The 16,917-nt window shown below is 42.5% G+C and carries 22 protein-coding genes; 2 read left to right on the forward strand and 20 right to left on the reverse strand.

Annotated elements, in window-relative coordinates; genetic code table 11:
* From J3350_RS12040 to J3350_RS12075, 8 genes are all read right to left on the reverse strand, one after another.
* The coding region (locus tag J3350_RS12040) for a type IV secretory system conjugative DNA transfer family protein (protein ID WP_207686821.1) at positions 1 to 2,050 on the reverse strand (2,050 nt) is incomplete at its 3' end.
* Positions 2,051 to 2,148: 98 nt separating this feature from the next.
* A complete protein-coding gene (locus tag J3350_RS12045) occupies positions 2,149 to 2,643 on the reverse strand; it encodes a PcfB family protein (RefSeq protein ID WP_207686779.1) in 495 nt (164 codons plus the stop codon).
* 31 nt (positions 2,644 to 2,674) lie between these two features.
* On the reverse strand, positions 2,675 to 2,860 hold the full coding sequence (locus tag J3350_RS12050; protein ID WP_207686780.1) for a hypothetical protein: 186 nt from the start codon (positions 2,858 to 2,860) through the stop codon (positions 2,675 to 2,677).
* 4 nt (positions 2,861 to 2,864) lie between these two features.
* Positions 2,865 to 3,527 carry a phage antirepressor KilAC domain-containing protein gene (locus tag J3350_RS12055; protein WP_207686781.1) on the reverse strand — a complete coding sequence of 221 codons (663 nt, stop codon included), beginning with the start codon at positions 3,525 to 3,527 and terminating at the stop codon, positions 2,865 to 2,867.
* Positions 3,528 to 3,539: 12 nt separating this feature from the next.
* Complete coding sequence (locus J3350_RS12060) at positions 3,540 to 4,421, reverse strand: DUF6017 domain-containing protein (RefSeq protein WP_207686782.1); 882 nt, start codon at positions 4,419 to 4,421, stop codon at positions 3,540 to 3,542.
* A 374-nt stretch (positions 4,422 to 4,795) separates the two neighbouring features.
* Entirely contained in the window at positions 4,796 to 4,951 is a 156-nt protein-coding gene (locus tag J3350_RS12065) for a hypothetical protein (protein WP_207686783.1), read from the reverse strand.
* Between the two features lie 14 nt (positions 4,952 to 4,965).
* On the reverse strand, positions 4,966 to 5,628 hold the full coding sequence (locus tag J3350_RS12070) for a sigma-70 family RNA polymerase sigma factor (RefSeq protein ID WP_242700279.1): 663 nt from the start codon (positions 5,626 to 5,628) through the stop codon (positions 4,966 to 4,968).
* Between the two features lie 400 nt (positions 5,629 to 6,028).
* Positions 6,029 to 6,235 (reverse strand): hypothetical protein, encoded by a 207-nt coding sequence (locus J3350_RS12075; protein ID WP_120120202.1) that lies wholly within the window; start codon positions 6,233 to 6,235, stop codon positions 6,029 to 6,031.
* A 284-nt stretch (positions 6,236 to 6,519) separates the two neighbouring features.
* Between J3350_RS12075 and J3350_RS12080 the strand changes: the two genes are divergently transcribed.
* Both J3350_RS12080 and J3350_RS12085 read left to right on the forward strand, forming a co-directional pair.
* Positions 6,520 to 6,921 (forward strand): helix-turn-helix transcriptional regulator, encoded by a 402-nt coding sequence (locus J3350_RS12080; RefSeq protein ID WP_207686785.1) that lies wholly within the window; start codon positions 6,520 to 6,522, stop codon positions 6,919 to 6,921.
* A gap of 45 nt (positions 6,922 to 6,966) precedes the next feature.
* Positions 6,967 to 7,521 (forward strand): ImmA/IrrE family metallo-endopeptidase, encoded by a 555-nt coding sequence (locus J3350_RS12085; protein WP_207686786.1) that lies wholly within the window; start codon positions 6,967 to 6,969, stop codon positions 7,519 to 7,521.
* Between the two features lie 71 nt (positions 7,522 to 7,592).
* Here the strand turns inward: J3350_RS12085 and J3350_RS12090 are convergent, their stop codons facing one another.
* The 12 genes from J3350_RS12090 to J3350_RS14105 all read right to left on the reverse strand — a co-directional run bounded on the left by J3350_RS12090 (position 7,593) and on the right by J3350_RS14105 (position 16,916).
* Positions 7,593 to 7,922, reverse strand: coding sequence for a hypothetical protein (locus J3350_RS12090; RefSeq protein ID WP_207686787.1), 330 nt, complete (start codon positions 7,920 to 7,922; stop codon positions 7,593 to 7,595).
* Between the two features lie 360 nt (positions 7,923 to 8,282).
* Positions 8,283 to 8,693, reverse strand: a complete 411-nt coding sequence (locus J3350_RS12095) for an adenylyltransferase/cytidyltransferase family protein (protein WP_207686788.1) — start codon at positions 8,691 to 8,693, stop codon at positions 8,283 to 8,285.
* A complete protein-coding gene (locus J3350_RS12100; RefSeq protein ID WP_207686789.1) occupies positions 8,686 to 9,393 on the reverse strand; it encodes an aspartate/glutamate racemase family protein in 708 nt (235 codons plus the stop codon). The genes J3350_RS12095 and J3350_RS12100 overlap by 8 nt, the downstream gene beginning before the upstream one ends.
* A 4-nt stretch (positions 9,394 to 9,397) precedes the next feature.
* A complete protein-coding gene (locus J3350_RS12105; RefSeq protein ID WP_207686790.1) occupies positions 9,398 to 10,048 on the reverse strand; it encodes an NTP transferase domain-containing protein in 651 nt (216 codons plus the stop codon).
* Between the two features lie 11 nt (positions 10,049 to 10,059).
* Positions 10,060 to 10,662 carry an HAD family phosphatase gene (locus J3350_RS12110; RefSeq protein WP_207686791.1) on the reverse strand — a complete coding sequence of 201 codons (603 nt, stop codon included), beginning with the start codon at positions 10,660 to 10,662 and terminating at the stop codon, positions 10,060 to 10,062.
* Between the two features lie 18 nt (positions 10,663 to 10,680).
* Positions 10,681 to 11,883, reverse strand: a complete 1,203-nt coding sequence (locus tag J3350_RS12115; protein WP_207686792.1) for a CDP-glycerol glycerophosphotransferase family protein — start codon at positions 11,881 to 11,883, stop codon at positions 10,681 to 10,683.
* A 3-nt stretch (positions 11,884 to 11,886) separates the two neighbouring features.
* Positions 11,887 to 13,329: a lipopolysaccharide biosynthesis protein gene (locus tag J3350_RS12120; protein WP_207686793.1), complete on the reverse strand. Its 1,443-nt coding sequence runs from the start codon at positions 13,327 to 13,329 to the stop codon at positions 11,887 to 11,889.
* A gap of 18 nt (positions 13,330 to 13,347) precedes the next feature.
* The gene (locus J3350_RS12125) at positions 13,348 to 13,890 is read right to left on the reverse strand and encodes an acyltransferase (RefSeq protein ID WP_370569320.1); all 543 of its coding nucleotides are present in this window, start codon (positions 13,888 to 13,890) and stop codon (positions 13,348 to 13,350) included.
* Positions 13,853 to 14,818 (reverse strand): O-antigen ligase, encoded by a 966-nt coding sequence (locus tag J3350_RS12130; RefSeq protein ID WP_207686794.1) that lies wholly within the window; start codon positions 14,816 to 14,818, stop codon positions 13,853 to 13,855. Before J3350_RS12130 ends, J3350_RS12125 begins: the two co-directional genes overlap by 38 nt.
* A 221-nt stretch (positions 14,819 to 15,039) precedes the next feature.
* The gene (locus J3350_RS12135; RefSeq protein ID WP_207686795.1) at positions 15,040 to 15,765 is read right to left on the reverse strand and encodes a glycosyltransferase family 32 protein; all 726 of its coding nucleotides are present in this window, start codon (positions 15,763 to 15,765) and stop codon (positions 15,040 to 15,042) included.
* A gap of 18 nt (positions 15,766 to 15,783) precedes the next feature.
* The gene (locus J3350_RS12140) at positions 15,784 to 16,410 is read right to left on the reverse strand and encodes a DapH/DapD/GlmU-related protein (protein WP_370569321.1); all 627 of its coding nucleotides are present in this window, start codon (positions 16,408 to 16,410) and stop codon (positions 15,784 to 15,786) included.
* Positions 16,347 to 16,916 carry a DapH/DapD/GlmU-related protein gene (locus J3350_RS14105; RefSeq protein ID WP_304999668.1) on the reverse strand — a complete coding sequence of 190 codons (570 nt, stop codon included), beginning with the start codon at positions 16,914 to 16,916 and terminating at the stop codon, positions 16,347 to 16,349. Before J3350_RS14105 ends, J3350_RS12140 begins: the two co-directional genes overlap by 64 nt.
* Position 16,917: the final 1 nt, after the last annotated feature.

Genomic DNA, 16,917 nt, shown 5'->3' on the forward strand with positions numbered 1-16,917 from the left:
ACATCTTGCCGCCGCAATCGGCACAATAAAGCAAGCCTGTGAGGGGAGCTGCTTCGCCCCAGCCGTCCGGGTAGCGTCTGACATTCCCACGGATTTTCTGCACAAGGTCAAAGGTCTGCTGGTCAATGATAGGCTCATGGGTATTCTCGAAAATTGTCCATTCGTCCTCCGGGACATAATGGCTTTTCTTGTCCTTGAAGTGCTTTCGGGTCTTGAAATTGATGGTGTGTCCCAGATATTCACGCTTTTCAAGAATGTTGCAGATGGTGGAAGAACCCCAGCCGTACACATCTTTGAAAGTCTTGTTTTTGTTCACGCCCTCGCCGTGTTGGGCAAGGTAAGCAGACGGAATAAGCACCTTTTCCGATTTCAGTTTGCTGGCGATCTGATACGGACCGTAGCCGTCAATCGTCATGGCAAAGATGCGCTTGACCACATCAGCGGCTTCGGGGTCAACCAACCATTGGTCTCTGGCTTCGTTCCAGAGATAGCCGTAAATGACCGTGCCTGTGAGGTGCTTGCCGGACTTGCCTTTTGACTGGAAAGTGGAACGGATTTTACGGCTGGTGTCTCTGGCGTAATACTCGTTCATAATGTTGCGGAAAGGGGTAAAATCATCGTCCCCTCTGGCACTGTCCACGCCGTCATTGATGGCGATAAGGCGAACGCCACGCTGACGCAGGATTTCCATAATCTGACCGACTTTCAGATAGTCACGACCCATGCGACTCATGTCCTTGATACACAGGTACTCCACATTCCCGGCTTCAACCTCTTTCATCATTGCCAAAAATCCGGGACGGTCAAAGCAGGTGCCGCTAATGCCATCGTCTGTGAAATGGACAATGTTTGTAAAGCCCTGCCGTGCGGCGAACTCCTCCAACATAGCTTTTTGATTGGAAATGGAATTGCTCTCACGCTGTTGGTCATCATCTTTGCCAAAGTCATCACGGCTCAGTCGTTCGTACAGAGCAGTGATTTTCTCGTTTTTTCTCATAACTTGCGCTCCTTTCTTCGGTTTTAGGTTGTGTGTTCTAAGAGACTTCCCAACCGCTTGATTAAGAAGTCTTTTAGAGCATACAACACCGGCAGCCAATTTATACTTTTTATACTGGCGAACAGCAAAGTGTTCCGGCTTGTCCTTTTCCAGTTCTTCAAAAAGCTCGTCCACGGCATTTTTGAAGTTTTCGTCATCCTCGCGGGCTTCGCTGGCGTTGATGAACTCCAGCAAGGTGGAGAAGTTCTGCTCCTCCTCCGGGGCCTCATACCAGATGTAGCCGATCAATGCACAGTAAAGCAGCCGTTCCGCTTTGATCCAGAAATCCTCGCCAGATTTTTCGCCATCCCCCTTTGTGTTGGCGATGATGGTATTGACCAGTTTCAGAATATCCTTCTCACTGCGGATGTAATGGAACGGATTGTATCGCATAGATTTTTTGAAATTGATGGTGTTCAGGACTTTGATCTTATACCCGGCATCCGAGAGCATCTTTCCGCACTCGACAATAATTGTGCCTTTGGGATCGGTCAGGACATAGCTGACCTTTTCGGGCATTTGCATCAAGTTGGGCTTGACGTAAAATCGAGTTTTACCGCTGCCACTGCCGCCGATTACGATGACGTTTTTGTTCCGAGCATACTTCGGATGCTTTGGTCTACCACTCATCATCAGCCGTTCGGTCTGTGTGAGGATGACGTTGTTCTCGAATACCGGGTCAATAAAAGGTTCGATGTCCTTCTGGTTGCCCCACCGGGCAGAGCCGTATTCCTCGCCCTGCCGATACTTCTTCGCGTTCTTTCCTTTGAAGTAGATCACTGCTTTCAGCACAGCCGCGCCGACCAGACCTACCAGCAGATCAAACGGGTGAAAGCTGGGCAAGGCACTTTTGTAGGCCAGACCAAAGTTCATAAAGAGAACCATGAGCCTGTCCATCACGGAATCGCCATTGCAATGACGGTAGAGCCATGCGGCCTTTTCCACCATGTAAAAGGCGATGATGTACGGAAAATTCAGCAGGATCAGCTTTTTCATATCTGCTGCCTGCGCCATCCTGCTGATTTCTGCAGCCAGTTTTTTGCCCCAAGCCGTACCGCCCGTCTGGTTGGACGGTGCTTTGCGCGGCAGGCGGGCAGGTTTTTTCAGATTCTTCATCGTATCGGTTCCTGCTCCCTCTTCTTTTCTTTCTTGAGCTGACGGTGATTGGAAAGTTCCTCTTTCACCTTTTCCAGCTTCTGACGCACCGATTCGCGTTTCTGCTTTTTCAGCGTTTCGCTGGTGTACTCCTTAAAAGCGGCGGTCATAACATCCACGTCCTTGGCCTTGAAAAAGACCAGATATTCGCTTTTTCCCTCCTGTTCCACCTTTTTCAGACTATAATCAATGCCATATTTCCGGGCCACCCGGTCAAACGACTTGATATTATTGTCCGTAACCACGATGTTCGTGATCTGCGCGCCGCTCTTTTGCAGGCTCTTGATGCTCTGCTTACCTGTTCTCTTGCATTGACCTTTCCCTTTCTTCTGCTGCTTTTTCTTGTCCATCTCTGCCAGCAGCTTTATCAGGGCTGCTTTCAAAATCTGTGCCGTGATTTTTCCTCCTTTGATGCACAGCGAAATGGTTTTCTCATTGACTTCTTCCTGCACGGTTGCTCACCTCCCATCTATCACCGCTGCATCAGGGGCGGACTGCCCCGGCCGCAGGCGGTGCGGTATCGACCAGCACCGAACGAAACTTCTTACGGCACTGGTGCAGCAGATAGCCACACTCCCATTTGTGCCGGCAGTGCTTGCAGGGATGGCCGCTGTCCGTTCCCGGACGCTGGCGCATCATGCGTTCAAACGGATTATCGGTAAAATTCATAGGCTTAACCTCCCTGTTCAGCCAGCGGCAGCACTCCACGCCGCTTCAAAGTATGGTAAAGGAACTTCCGGCCTTTTTGCGTCCATGCCGTGTGCAGCTTTTCCACCTCGGAACCATCGCTGCGCTGGAGCCGGAACGTCAGGCTGGATGTATAGCCCTTGCCGTGGTGTTCCGAATACAGTACCCACTGGCCATTGGCCCGGTACTGGATGCCGTGCAGATGCAGTAACCGATTGAACACCTTGGCTCCGCAGCCGTACTCTTTAGCGATCTGCGTAGTCGTTACCAGCGAATCGGAATCGCTCAGCTGCGCTTCATAGCTGCTCCGGCGCGGCGGCTTCTTATGCAGCAGGCCCAGCAGTGTATCCCAGTCAAACGGCTGCGGATGGTACGCCGCACCGACTGCCGTGTGGTGCAGTTTGCAGAGCTTCTTTGCCATGTCCTGCGTGATGCGGTAGTCTTTCACATACCGCTGCACCGTGCGCCCGCCTTCATCCTGCAGCCGGACACGGGGCATATACTCGTAGTCGCGGCCCTCAATGAAACCATACTGGCACATACGCGGAAACCACTTGCGGAAATCGCTGCGAATGTGCATCTGGTCATACAGATCACGCGCCCACAGCGTAGAGGGCAGCGTGTCCATACTCATGAATACGATGTTCATGGGGTTGTCCTCCTAGTTCTTATCTACTCTGCTGCCCCACCCAAATTCATGCCGAACCTGTGCGGAATAATAGCTGTCCACGGTCACAGGTGCGTTATAGAGTGTTGCCAGCAGGTACTGCTTGATGTTCCGAATCTGAGTGCTGTTTTCTTTTAAGCACTCCAATATGTACTGGATATGCGAGGAATCCAGCTTCATCAGGCGGCTTTTCACCACCTCTTTCGGCTTTTCCTCCCCGCAAATGCGCAGGAACTTCTTTCTGCTGGTGACAGTTTCTACCAGCAGTTCCAGAATCTCATACAGGACCGCTTTATCTGCCGGATAGCCCTGTTCCAGAATTTCCAGTTCCAGAGCCTCCTTGAAATAGCGGCGGTACTGTTCTTCTTCCTGCAATTCAGCCGGATAGATAAGATCAGTTTCACTATTATCTGTCTTATTTATCTTCTCAGTATTACTTCCGTTTGATTTTGGAACTCCCGGAAGTTCGGTTTTCATACCGCCGGAAGTATGATTTTCATACTTCCAGTAGTTCGATTGCGAAAGCCCCGCATAAAGGTCTTTCACATACAGCAGATTGGGTTTGCCAAGTCCCTGTCTGCGCCGCTCGATGAGCCGAAACTCCTGTTCCAGTTCATCCAGCAGTTTGACTGCCTTTTGTCTGGCACAATGAATAGAGTCCATGACTTCCTCTATCGTGCAGATAATGTAGGCGTTGCCGTGCTTGTCCTGCCAGCCGTTCTTAATGGAAAGGCTCATACGGTCAAGCAGCACAGCATACAGCAGCTTGGCATCCCCGGACATCTTCTGGAACAGATCAGCCTTGACCAGTGCCTTCGGCACACGGTAAAAGCTGTATCGGTCTGCTTCCAGACCTTTGAAATACGGGTACTCCATGTAAATTCATCACCCCCTATTCGGATTGGATTTGCACTATTGGAAATAACAGTACATTCCTACGGTGGAACACGTTTCCATGCTCCACCGCAGTGTATCTGCTGTTATTTGAGTTTGCCATTCTGCCCCAGCCCGTTCCTGCCCCATATTTCAGCGGCGTTTTCTCTGGTAAGACGCGCAGGATGCACATTCAGTGCCAGAAGTATCTCTCTGGGATGGCTTATTCAGTTGTCAAGGAGCTTTGTAAGGTACTCTTCTCTCTAACCCTTACACTAATATGAATTTGAAGGGGCCTTGGGGGATACAGTTCCCAAAGATTTTTTGAAATTTTTTATCCCGCATTCATTTTTAACGGATTATCGAAGCATTCATCTTTATTCAATTTGATATTTTTCATTGAGATAAGCTGCAATGCAGCTTTCCAACGAACTACTGCCTGCAAATTCGACCTCGATGGTATATTCACCGCACCTATTGATATAAGGAGAACCGCTTGCCACTTTTTCTGTTTGCCGGGTATTCTTGCTCATCTGCTGTTTCCTTTTCATGTAAAGTCTCCCACTGCCAATTCATAATGTGCTTCAAAATCAAATTTGCGGCGAATCCGTTCAAGTGCCTGATTGACAGACCTTGTAACCGACCCGCGTGCAATTCCCATACCATCTGCAATTTCCTGATGGGTCTTGTCAAGAACATAATTCTGGTAGATCAGGTTACGCTGCTTTTTCGTCAGAACCGCCATCATTGCATGAAGTGCTTCCTTCTCAATAAATCTATCCAGCATATTGATTGTGGAATCCGCCATCTCGCCCCAATCTTCCGCTACGGCATGATACGAAACACAAACTTTGGTTTGCCCCACGCCCTCGCACTTCAGCTGTGATTCCTCCACTCTCTGTTCGCCCTCAAACAGTGCGCGAATATGCCACTCGCAGTTTTCAAAGTATTCTTCCTTAATCACTTCGCCCTTTCCTTTTGATGCACCGTAGGCATAGTCCCCACGGCAGTCATGGATATGGAACACAGTATTGCGCTTTCCAGCAGAAAACCAAACATAGCCGTTGTGATAGAGTGTCAGATGACTGCCATGCTCAAATTCTTTACGCAGAAAAATCCGACCTTCTTCCAAAAGCACCTTTGGAGAGGGTACGCGCTTGGTGTGTACAGGTGCGTTTACCAGTTCCTTGACCTTTTTCAATGTAAGCATTTTGTCCACCTTTCTGCCTTCCGGCTCTGGGTGAACTGAAAAAAAGCAGCAAAAATCGTCTCAGATTCACCCGTTTTTTTTAACGGGAATCTAAGATTCCTCTTGCTGTTTTCTATTTTTTTGAAGTCCCTATACTAACATGAATCCGTAGAGCCACCTGGGAATACAGATTTTCGAGAAAATAAAAAAAGCCGGAACAGGATGAACTACTTGCAGGCGCACTACTGCGCTGCATTCGCTCATTCTGTCCCGGCCTATATCACATATTGCTACGGTATCGCTCTAACAAACAGATATTATATTGTAGACCCAAAAGAACGTCTGGTGGAGCTGGTCGGCTAACTACGTGCCGCCTAAGATTCCACCTCTGCGCTTTCAGTGTCCGATGAAGCTCCCTGCTTCAGGCTTCTTTCCGATGATTCTCTGCTGTGAAAAATTCGATACTCTTCACGGGAAGGCCGTGAATACACTCCACCAGAGATTCAGCAGAAATATAATCTTCACAGCCACCACGCTTGATCTGAAGCATATTCTTTCCATCAACGACACTGCGATTCCCGATCCGCAGCCCCTTTGGGGTGCGGATTTCATGTTCTCCGTTGCTCATCTTCTCACGGCCTCCTTTGTGTTGGTTTAAGTTTCTTCTTTTCTTCTATTCAATTTCACCTTTTGAACTTCCGCTCTTTTTTCACCTTTTTCAGCTTGCATATTTACGATTTTTACGGTATAATAATCCAAAAGATGATAGAATATAGCATATATTATAAGCAAGTCATGTCGTCGTGTCAAGAGGAAAATGTGAAAATTCGTTGCATCTTTCGGATTGAATATTTACAAATTCCATTGCACATTGTTACAGCACGATAACTACTCCATAGAAAGGTTACAAACATGAAATTTGGAGAGAAAGTTCGCGATCTACGAAAGAAACATTCTTTAACACAGGACGAATTGGCACAATGTCTGGGTATCAACAAACGAACGATCATCGGATGGGAGCGTGATGGCCGCTACCCTCGCAGTATTGAAATGCTTGAAAAGATGGCCGATATATTCCATGTACCTTTGACCTATTTGCAACCGGATCAGTCTTTTTTTATCGAACGTGCCGCCGAAGCCTACGGAAAAAAGGGCAAAATAGAAGCCCAGCATCTCGCATTCGAGCTTACTGAGCTATTTGCCAGCGGAGAGTTGACCCCGCAGGATATGGACAGCATCATGTATGAAATGCACAAAGCCTATTTTAAGTACCGAGAACAAAAACGAGAAAAGGAACGAATCATGAACCTGTAAACCGCTGTTCCATTCACTATGCCATCCCCGGAAGGAGATTACATTATGGATTCTGCGTTTATTCACCAAGCTGCCAACGAACTTGTCCAAAATGCCGGAACTCGCAACATCAAACAGATTGCGCGCAGTTGCAGTCTGGACATCAGTGAAACCTCTCGTATTAAAGATATGTTGGGTTTACTTTCGCTCTATTTTGACAAACCATTGATCCTTATCAATCGCCAGCTGGACAAACAGACGAAGCAGATGGTGTGCGGCTATGCACTCGGACATTATCTGGAACATCAACTACTTATGGACTTGCATACCCTGAACAAGTTTCTGACCATTAAGGACAAGCACATCCTTCTTTACGAGCATAATGCTTTCACATCCCACCTGATGCTGGACAGTGATGAAGTCTATCAAATGACGAAGCGCGGGCTGGATGCTGCTCAAATTTCCGCTGCTAAGGGAATCCACCTCAATCTGGTGCTGGTGAAGCTGCTGGAACTGCATCATCTAGGATATGATCTACGTCACTACCACGCCCAGCACCATGCGTTTATCAAAAAGCTCAACCTTCCGGCACATTTTCAGTTTGATGTTGCCGTTGGATGAACTTATGTTCTCATAATTCTAAAACCCGTAATGAACGGCGCGTTATGCCTGTCCATCACGGGTTTTTCGTGTTATTTCAGTTTTGCGAGGATTTCGTCGGCACTCATGCCTTCGGCAAGCAGTTTTTTCAGAACGGATTCCGCTTCTGCTTTTTTTGCTTGTTCAGCAGCCTTGGCATCTGCCCTTGCCTTCTTCGTTTCCAGCATTGCTACTTCTTTTTCGGCTTTCTTCAAAGCAGCCTTCTTCTCTTTCAAATCAGCCTTCAAAGTGTCAATGTTTGCGGTGATGGATGCGATTTCCGCTGTGAGCGCATCCTTTGCGGACTGCTTTTCTGCAATCTGCATTGCAAAATCAGCAGTCACAGTTTTGGGCCTATTCTTGCTGCCTTTGGTTCTGGGCATAAAACACATACCTCATTTTCTTTATAAAAATTCAAAAACGATTCTAGTATAGCACTATGCTACTTTTCAATCAATATCAATGGCATAACTTCCTAGTACATATTTGAGGGCTCGTAAAAGACTTTACGACATACCTAAACTGCTTGCCATCTTTTGGGGCAGGATCTTATTCATTACAAAGCCATCAAATAGGGACCTGTTACTACAACCGCAAAATTAAGTACACAGTATACCTATAACTGACAAAATACAAATGCCTCTTACTCTTTGCCAATACAATTCTTTTTTCATAGTAAATTTGGGGGTTATAAGTCCTTTCATTTATCGTTGATTTAACTTTATATTCTAATTTTTACTTTATTAACACCTTTTATCTAATTCCCGTTTTATTTCAGATGAGCAAATACCCGGGGTTCTCTTTAGTCGCACCACATTTTTGCCATGCGCAACGCACCATCGCTCTACATCATCAAAACGGCCACCTTTATGATCTTCTCCTAGCGCAAGAATATCAAAATCCACTTTTTCAAGAAATTCAGGGCTTACCGTCTCATACACAAGTACTTTATCAACGATTCGCAATGCTTCCAGCATTTCAACACGTTCTTCCGTTGTGTACATTACTACTGCATCCGGCTTATATTTTTTAATATAATTTCCATCTTGAACAGCAACAACCAGATAATCCGCATATTTTTTGCACTGCTTAAACAGCCGCAAATGCCCCAAGTGAAAATAATCATATACTCCAAATGTCAAAATTTTACTCATAATCATATTCCTTCTTTAACAGTCTTAACGCAATCTGTAACGGATCATATACTACCCCTTCAATGTTATCTCTATATTTTTCATAAAGGATGGGCAACTCCGTACATCCCAAAATAACAGGCATCTCGTACTCGCCTACAAGTTTTTCAAATATACTTTCAACTTCATCTGTATATTTGTTTTGTTTTACAGCCTCAATACACTCTCGCAGAAGTGCATATTGCTCTTTTTCAGGCACCTGACATTTAATACCTTTCTGCGCAAGTGCCTTTTGGTATACTTCGGATTCAATTGTTCCTTCTGAGCCTAGTAAATAAATTTGCTTTATATTATCGTTGGCAATTTGATCTACACAGGAATCTATGATATTTACGACTGCTTTCTTTGCTTCCGGAATTCTTTCAAATATCTTTGGCAAGAAGAGATGAGAAGTATTACAAGCAAGAATAATTCTCGCTGTCCCCCCCCCGATTTTCAAAAGACAATCAATAGAATCTGTCATTTCATCAAGCAATTTGTCCACATTTTCATGATAGAGAAACGCCCTAACTCGGCTTGGCATCGTACATCTATTGTCGATAACGATTCGAGGTCTTTCCCATTCTTTTTCTGCCGGGAAAACTTCTGCATACTGCTTAAAAAGGTTGATTGTTGCATATGTTCCCATTCCACCTAGAACGCAAATGACTAAATCCTTCATTGTTTTATTCCTCTCTCATCCCTGCAGAAACCCAATCTATCGCACTTTCATAGTCCTTCGGAATATTGATTTCTTTTAATCGCATAGAAAAAGCTGTCATTGGAAGATACGGTGCTAATACTTCATACAAATGCGAAGAGTCCCCGTATAGCTTAGACTTATGTACTTTTGCAATTCCAGACCATTGCATATTTCCTGCTTTTTTTGAGAGTGCTATTACTTTGCCATCCTGCACGCTGGAACCAATCGTTTCGTCTGATGCGTTTTCTGTCACTGCTATACATTCACCCGAAAAATCAACAAAACGTTTAAAATCATCTGGATTTATGACCGTATCGCCATCTAGCGTAATAACATATTTTCGCGCACCTAATAAAGCTTTCTTTACGCTGTCTGCCGGACCATTATGTTCATATTCATAGTTGCAAACAAACATAATATCACTACGAAACTGTTTTACCACACTGATAACACGCTCCGCATCAAAGCCAACCACAACACGAATATCGTCAAATTCTTTCAACAGTTTTAATTCTCGAATAATCAAAGGCTCTCCCGCAATGTCCACAAGAGCTTTCGTTGTCCCTATTCCAAGCCTTGTTCCCATTCCTGCGCAGCAAATGATGACTGTAATATCCTTTTTGTCAAAACTCATAGATTGTCCTCCTACAGCAATTTCCACAGAAATTCCGCGCATCTCTTATCTTCATAAAATGCAAAGTCAGCATTTCTAAGAAGGGACTGTGCAATTGGCCTTACGCCACCAAACCCAATCGCAATATCTGCCATTCGCGCCATTCCAGAATCATTGTCTCCATCGCCAATGACAACCATAGGCTGCACAAATTGTCTAACCATCAGCTCTTTATCCGCAACGCTGACGACCTTTGAGATTCGGTCATTTATAACATCTGCTTTGGAACAATAACAATGATTCTCCATCTTCAGCTTTTTCATGAGTCCACTAATCCAAACATCCAAATTTCCAGTAACAACGTAGCAACGGTCTCTATTCTGTTCTATAAACTCTGCAATGTATGGATTTAACGGAATTTCTGAAACTACTTGATTAACCTCAGCTACAGATATATCGCTCAAAATCTTTACTCTATTCAGGAAACTCGTCCTGAATGGAATTTCTCCACGCATTGTAGCTTCCGTTAATCTCCTCATTTCTTCGAGTTTTCCGATTCGTTTTGAGACCTCTGGCAGCACTTCTTTCTGCGTAATCGTTGAATCCATATCAAACAAAAAAATATAATCTGACATTCTATCGTCCCTCACCTGTTACAGTCCAAGTAGTTCTGCCAGCCTTTTTGAAGAGTTTGCATCATGATATTCATAAATATAGTTCCTAATCTTTTCTCTTCTTTCCTTAAAGGAATCATTTTCAGAAACAACATTAACAATAAACGATTCCAGTTGCTCGAAATTATATATTTCAGCTCCTGCAATTAACGTATGAATATCCTCAACCACAAAACCTGCGATATAATCATTCACGTCATCCAAGACATATCCAATGGGCCGATCCAATTGCAAATACTCATATGCCGCACCAGAATAATCGCTGATCAAAGCATCCGCGCACTTCATTAAGGCATAGTTATCAATTTCTAATTTCTTTACTGTCTCTCCAGTCAAGACTTTTATATTCGATTCATCCTTAATTTTCAGGTTTTCCAAATCTTGTTTTGGATGGATTTTTATAATCAAGAAAACATCATTTTCGGCCAGATAATTGTTTAATTTCAAGTACTGTTCTTGTGTTTCGATCAGTGGAATGCCAAGCTTTTGTTCTTTTCTGCTGTCGTTTCTGTGATAGCCGCCACCTTTACGGAACGTGGGCATCCAGAGAATCACTTTTTTATATTTCCGTGATGTTATCTTTCGTATCTCATCCGATTTACTTTCATCAAAGAAAATATCTTGTGCAGGATAGCCGATTGCTATAATTCTCTTATCCGGATAGGTCACAGACCATTGATTCGCCTGAATCGGCGCATACGCTTTGGATTGAACCAAAATATAGTCTACATATGGAGGGACATGAAGTTTACCTTTCGCATTTTTAAGTCCACCTGCGCCATGAGAACAATAAACCATACATTGATCTTTACGCTTTTTCTGGACATTTTCGCAATCATATGTAAAATACTTTGCGGTGCAAACGTAATATGCCTTTTTCAAACTCGGACCATATAACGGCACAGTTTCAACGTTCGTAGGGAACTTAGATTTCGCTTTTTTTCGAACCAGCCAAACAATTTTATATTTCTTATTATAGCCATTTTTTATCAAATAGTTGTAAAAAGCCCCACCATTACAATCAAAATCGTTATGGCTTTCTATCATAATGACGTCATTTAAATTTTTGTGTTTTGTAAAAACGAACACAATTTTTTCCAATAAAAGTTCCAGTTTATAATCATAAAGGACTTTCATTGCTCGTTTCACACCATTTTCTTGTAAATACTTTATTGGATTCATATCTTACTTCCTCAATGCCGAAATCGCTTCAAGAATCTTGTTTTTAAAAATAATCGAAACACATACAATAGCAATCAACAGGCCATATCGAATCCATGTTTGGCTGTACGTTAAAGCCATAATTATCATTATAGCTATTACAATAGCTGACAAGGATACTATGAGTTTTACATCATACATGTTTTCCTCATTTCCTACTTCTTTCAAAGCCTTTTTATAAAAGATATAATGAAAAAATGCCAAACAGACATAGCATATCAATGTTGTATATCCCGCAGCATAATACCCATACATTTTGATACCAAAATAATTCAGAACCAAATTCAGTACCGCACAGACGCACGTTGCTATCGCTATAAAACCCGTTTTTTGATAATAATATTCAATCGTGCTGAAAAGGGAATATAAAAATATAAAAAATACAGACGCTGCAACTGGCGGTATAACGTAAATTGCATCCATATACTTCTTTCCAGCAAATACCCGAATAACTTCAGGTGCAAAAGCCATTGTCACAACACACAATCCTGCCACAAGAATAACAAGTGGCCGCGTTGCTTTTTTTATTTTTCCTTTCTCATCAGAAGCAATTGATTTATAAATATATGGCGTCAGTGAACTATTGATAGCATTTGTTATCAGCACCATAACTGTGGATATGGTATATGCAACACTGTAATAGGCAGCTTGTGAATTTCCGACCATCCGACCTATCATGACTCGATCCGACTGGTTCAAAATATAGTTTGACAGATAGTGCGGAATCAACGGAAGATTAAACGCAATTGAATATTTCCAATATTCTTTACTGCAAAAACATTTTCCAGTAATAAAAATCAGTACAAAAACAATTCCTGAAAAAATGGCCTTTATTCCAACATCGGAAAACACACGAGCTTCAACTTTATAGGATGCAGTTACAACAGCAATAACGCCCACAAGAATCGAAACAACACTCATGGCCATTGTTAATGCAACGAACTTCTTATATTTATAATCAAAACGTTGCTGTGCAGACCAAAGTTCCAATGCTGGCATGAGCAAAAGCTCTATAAACATTGCACACATCAAAACAGGGGGCAAATCAAATACTTTCGTCCAAAATGGAACATTCAAAATATACAGTGCAAAAGCGAATACTGTAATGGTCGTTGTCAATCCAAGTTGTGCTGATGTAAAACGCCGTATGTCGTTCTTGTATAAGATAAGCCCTTTCTGATATCCACTAAGAAAAACATTCAATGAAGTAAATATAATCAGAATCGAATACCACGACTGAAAAACAGAAAATGTGCCATATTGCTCCTCCGTCATAATTCTGGTAAAAATCGGCGTTGACAGCAATGCGAGTCCTTTATTTATCACATTGCACACCGTATACCATAAGGATGCCTTTACTGGTAATGATAAGGCTCCATATTTTTCTTTTATGGTCGTAATATTCATCCGTATACTAATTGCTCCTTAATGATACTTATTCTGAAGTTCCATATTTTTATAATGTTCTTCACTTCTATATTTAAATGGGATAGCTGGATGTCCACCAGCAATTGCATATGGCGGAATGTCCTTACACACAACAGAGCCCGCCTGAATTATCGCTCCATCGCCAATTTTAACCCCCCCAAGAATGATTACATTATTACCAAGCCAAACGCATTTTCCAATTTCAACATCTTTGTCAATAAATGTATCATCATACGGAATAGCATCGCCTTCATAATTATGGAATGATGTTATAATTTGACATCCTGGACCAGAGTGGAAATAGTCACCGATTTTTATAACGCCATTTCCCGACATACTCATGCCATTAAAGCAACAATGTTTTCCTAGATGCGTTTTATGTGTCACATATGATTTTCCTCCAACATAAACATTTTCCCCACATTCTGCTGCAACGCTTTTAATTCTCCATGGATAATATACTCTTGCAAACGCTGCCTTTGCTCTACTAATCAATCCCATTTTATCGTTTCCTTTCTTGTAAAAATTCAATTCTGCCACATTTTTCTTTTATTGATTTTTCTGTGCGAAGAAAAGGCACAGCGTGTATAATTGTCAAAACAACATACATATAACTGTACAATGTCGTACTATCGAAAATCATTACAAATAAGAGAGCAATTATAGACGAATTAACAAACACACGATATTTTACTTCCGGAATTTTCTTTGCAGGTTTAATAAATGCGAAGATCATTATCCAAAAGGAAATCGTTAGCATTACACCTCCATCAAGAAGATTTTGTAAAATTTGGTTATGGGCGTAGTTAAATCCTCCGCCAGACCACTCTGTCCAAAATGTATGTAGAAGTATTCCATCAATGCCATATCCAAATATTGGATGAGCTTTAATATTCAAAAGAGCATCCTGCCAAACAAATCTTCTACCAGAAAAATCTAGCCCTGGAATGATAGTCCTATTTACCGCCGTAAGATAAACAATTGCTATGTTCATAGCTATCATTCCAAACATATAGATTTCTGTTTTGAAGAAGAATACTCGGTAAAGTTTAAACTTATATACGATAAAGCCAATTATAATTATCAATGCCGAGAACACTGCTGAGTCAGCATCTGTTGTTAACATCGTAAATACCGTCAATAGAACTAAGCCACACATTTTAATTTTCTTATCTTTGTACGTCATATAGTACAGAACTGAAACGACTAATGCTGCCAGTCCATATTGTGAAACCATTTGAACATGTCCAAGAAAAATAATATGGCTATTTGGCACAAATGCAATTCGTGTTATTACGATATTTAAGGATAAATTCATTATAAAAACCGTGGCCAAAGTATCCAACAATTTTTGTGGGTGCTTTTTGATATTTTGTATCAAGAAGACGCAAAATATGGGGCTTGCAATCATCTGCTGTAGTCCACTTTGCATTCCTTTCTGAAGCACAATTGTAATAATAATTGCCATAAGGAAATACACCGCAATCATCTTGCTATTAGAACTAACTCTTTTTGAATGTTTTATAATCTTTGGAATTTCAGTAATTGTAATCAACATTACTGCAGACCATACCAATAAGGTCATGATTAGATGATAAATTTCACTGTATTCTCCATAACCTCTCGGAAACAAAAATGCTATTTCAACAAATAAATAATATAGTGTTAATAGTGATATTTTCATTTTAATTAGCCCATCTTTAATCTCTGGCAGAATTGTTTGATCTTGCTTACATTTTCCTGTCCAATAATTCTAATGATTCTACGCTTTAGTCTTGTTTTATTTCCCATCCAAGAAGCACTGTAATGGTGGATTGAGATCGTATCCTCGCAGCGGAGTAACTTCATTCCCTCACCCGGTGCAATGGGATCTAAATACTTTGGTGGCAGCACAAGCGTTCTGCCAAGGTTGACGGGTTCATTCTCATTGTAAATGTATCCAAGTTCTTCCAAAACTGCATTGTTGAGATACGGACAAGCAAATTCTGTTTTTCTTTCTTCTGAAAATACGATTTCATCGTATTTTCTCAACATCTGTTGTACCACTGGATTAGATTTTGTGGCACCAAAACCTAATCCAGTGGTACATAGGTGTCCAGCTTGCTGGACACCTATGTAACACTGATACTCCCGAAGGGAGTCCAGATTTTTTAAAAGTTCAACATCTGTATCTAAGTAGATTCCGCCGTTATCGCATACCACTTTCAATCTAGCATAGTCCGAAACGAAAGCCCATGCTTTTGCCTCGTATGCGGCTTTGGTAAATGGGTGAGCATTGACATCAAAATTGGATTCGTCCCAGCGTTTTATCTCATAATCCGGACACATCTTCTTCCATGACTCAATGCACCGCTTAACATCCGTCGGCAACGGGTTGCCGCCAAACCAGCAGTAGTGAATAATTTTAGGAATCATCGCTTTTCTCCTTGTTTATCAGCTTTCCGACAAATTTCTTATTTTCTTTGCCGGAATTCCACCCCATATTTCGTGGGCAGGAATGTCATGGTTCACAACTGCTCCCGCAGCAATTATGGCTCCATCTCCAATAGAAACGCCTCTTAAAATCACCGCATTTGCGCCGATCCACACGTTTCTTCCAATATGCACAGGGGTACTTTCCAAACCATTTTCCACGCCGACTTTTCCAAGCCGGTGGTCATGATCAACGATCACAACATTGTTGGCAATGTTGCAAGCATCGCCAATCGTTATTTCTTCCGCACAGGTGATGGAACAATTATGGTTCATAAAAACCTTTTCACCAATTCTACACCGTGCTTTTTCGGTACATTTTATATAGCAGGGACCCGCACTCATCAAAAATGTTCCTACCTGTAAACTACTCTTTGGAAGAAGTTCAACGGTAAATTTCCCTTTGATTGAATTTATTGCACTCATTTCAATGTTCGTGCCATAACGGATATGCAACGTCACATAAATCCATACAGATTTTGCTGCCAGAAATGCTCTCTTACAGTTTTTCTCTACAGAGTCCCTTAATGAAGCAGAGGCGGTGCTCCAATTTTGTACCTGAGATCGTCTGTTCTTTTCCTTATGCACTTAGCGGGGACCCCCCCCCAGATTTCATAAGGAGGAATATCCTTTGTAACAACCGCCCCTGCTGCTACAACAGCCCCATTGCCTATATTTACGCCTTGCAAAATCGTAGCACCCGTTCCGATCCAGCAATGATGCCCTACATGAATGGGCTTAAAGTCCGCAGTAAAGTCCGGGTCATCAATATCATGACTTCCTGTAATCATCTTCACATGGCTGGAAATATTAGTATCGTGGTCTACCGTAATACCACCACGCGCGTCCAGTTCCGCAAACCAGCCCACAGCAACGCCGTCACCCAATTTCAGTCCCTGCGGCAAAAGAATTTCCACGCGACGGCATGGAAATGTGTTTTTACCCATCTTTGCGCCAAGAAGCTGGTAAAACCACTTCCTTAGATGGCGACTTGGAATTTTATTCCAGATTGCGTTGCCAAATAATGTCACGGCATAGTAAATACACTTAACCGGCTTAGACATTTGATTTCCTAAGCTTTTTGTATGCTCCATC

Source organism: Faecalibacterium sp. Marseille-Q3530, from assembly GCF_017377625.1.
Taxonomy (GTDB): domain Bacteria; phylum Bacillota; class Clostridia; order Oscillospirales; family Ruminococcaceae; genus Faecalibacterium; species Faecalibacterium prausnitzii_E.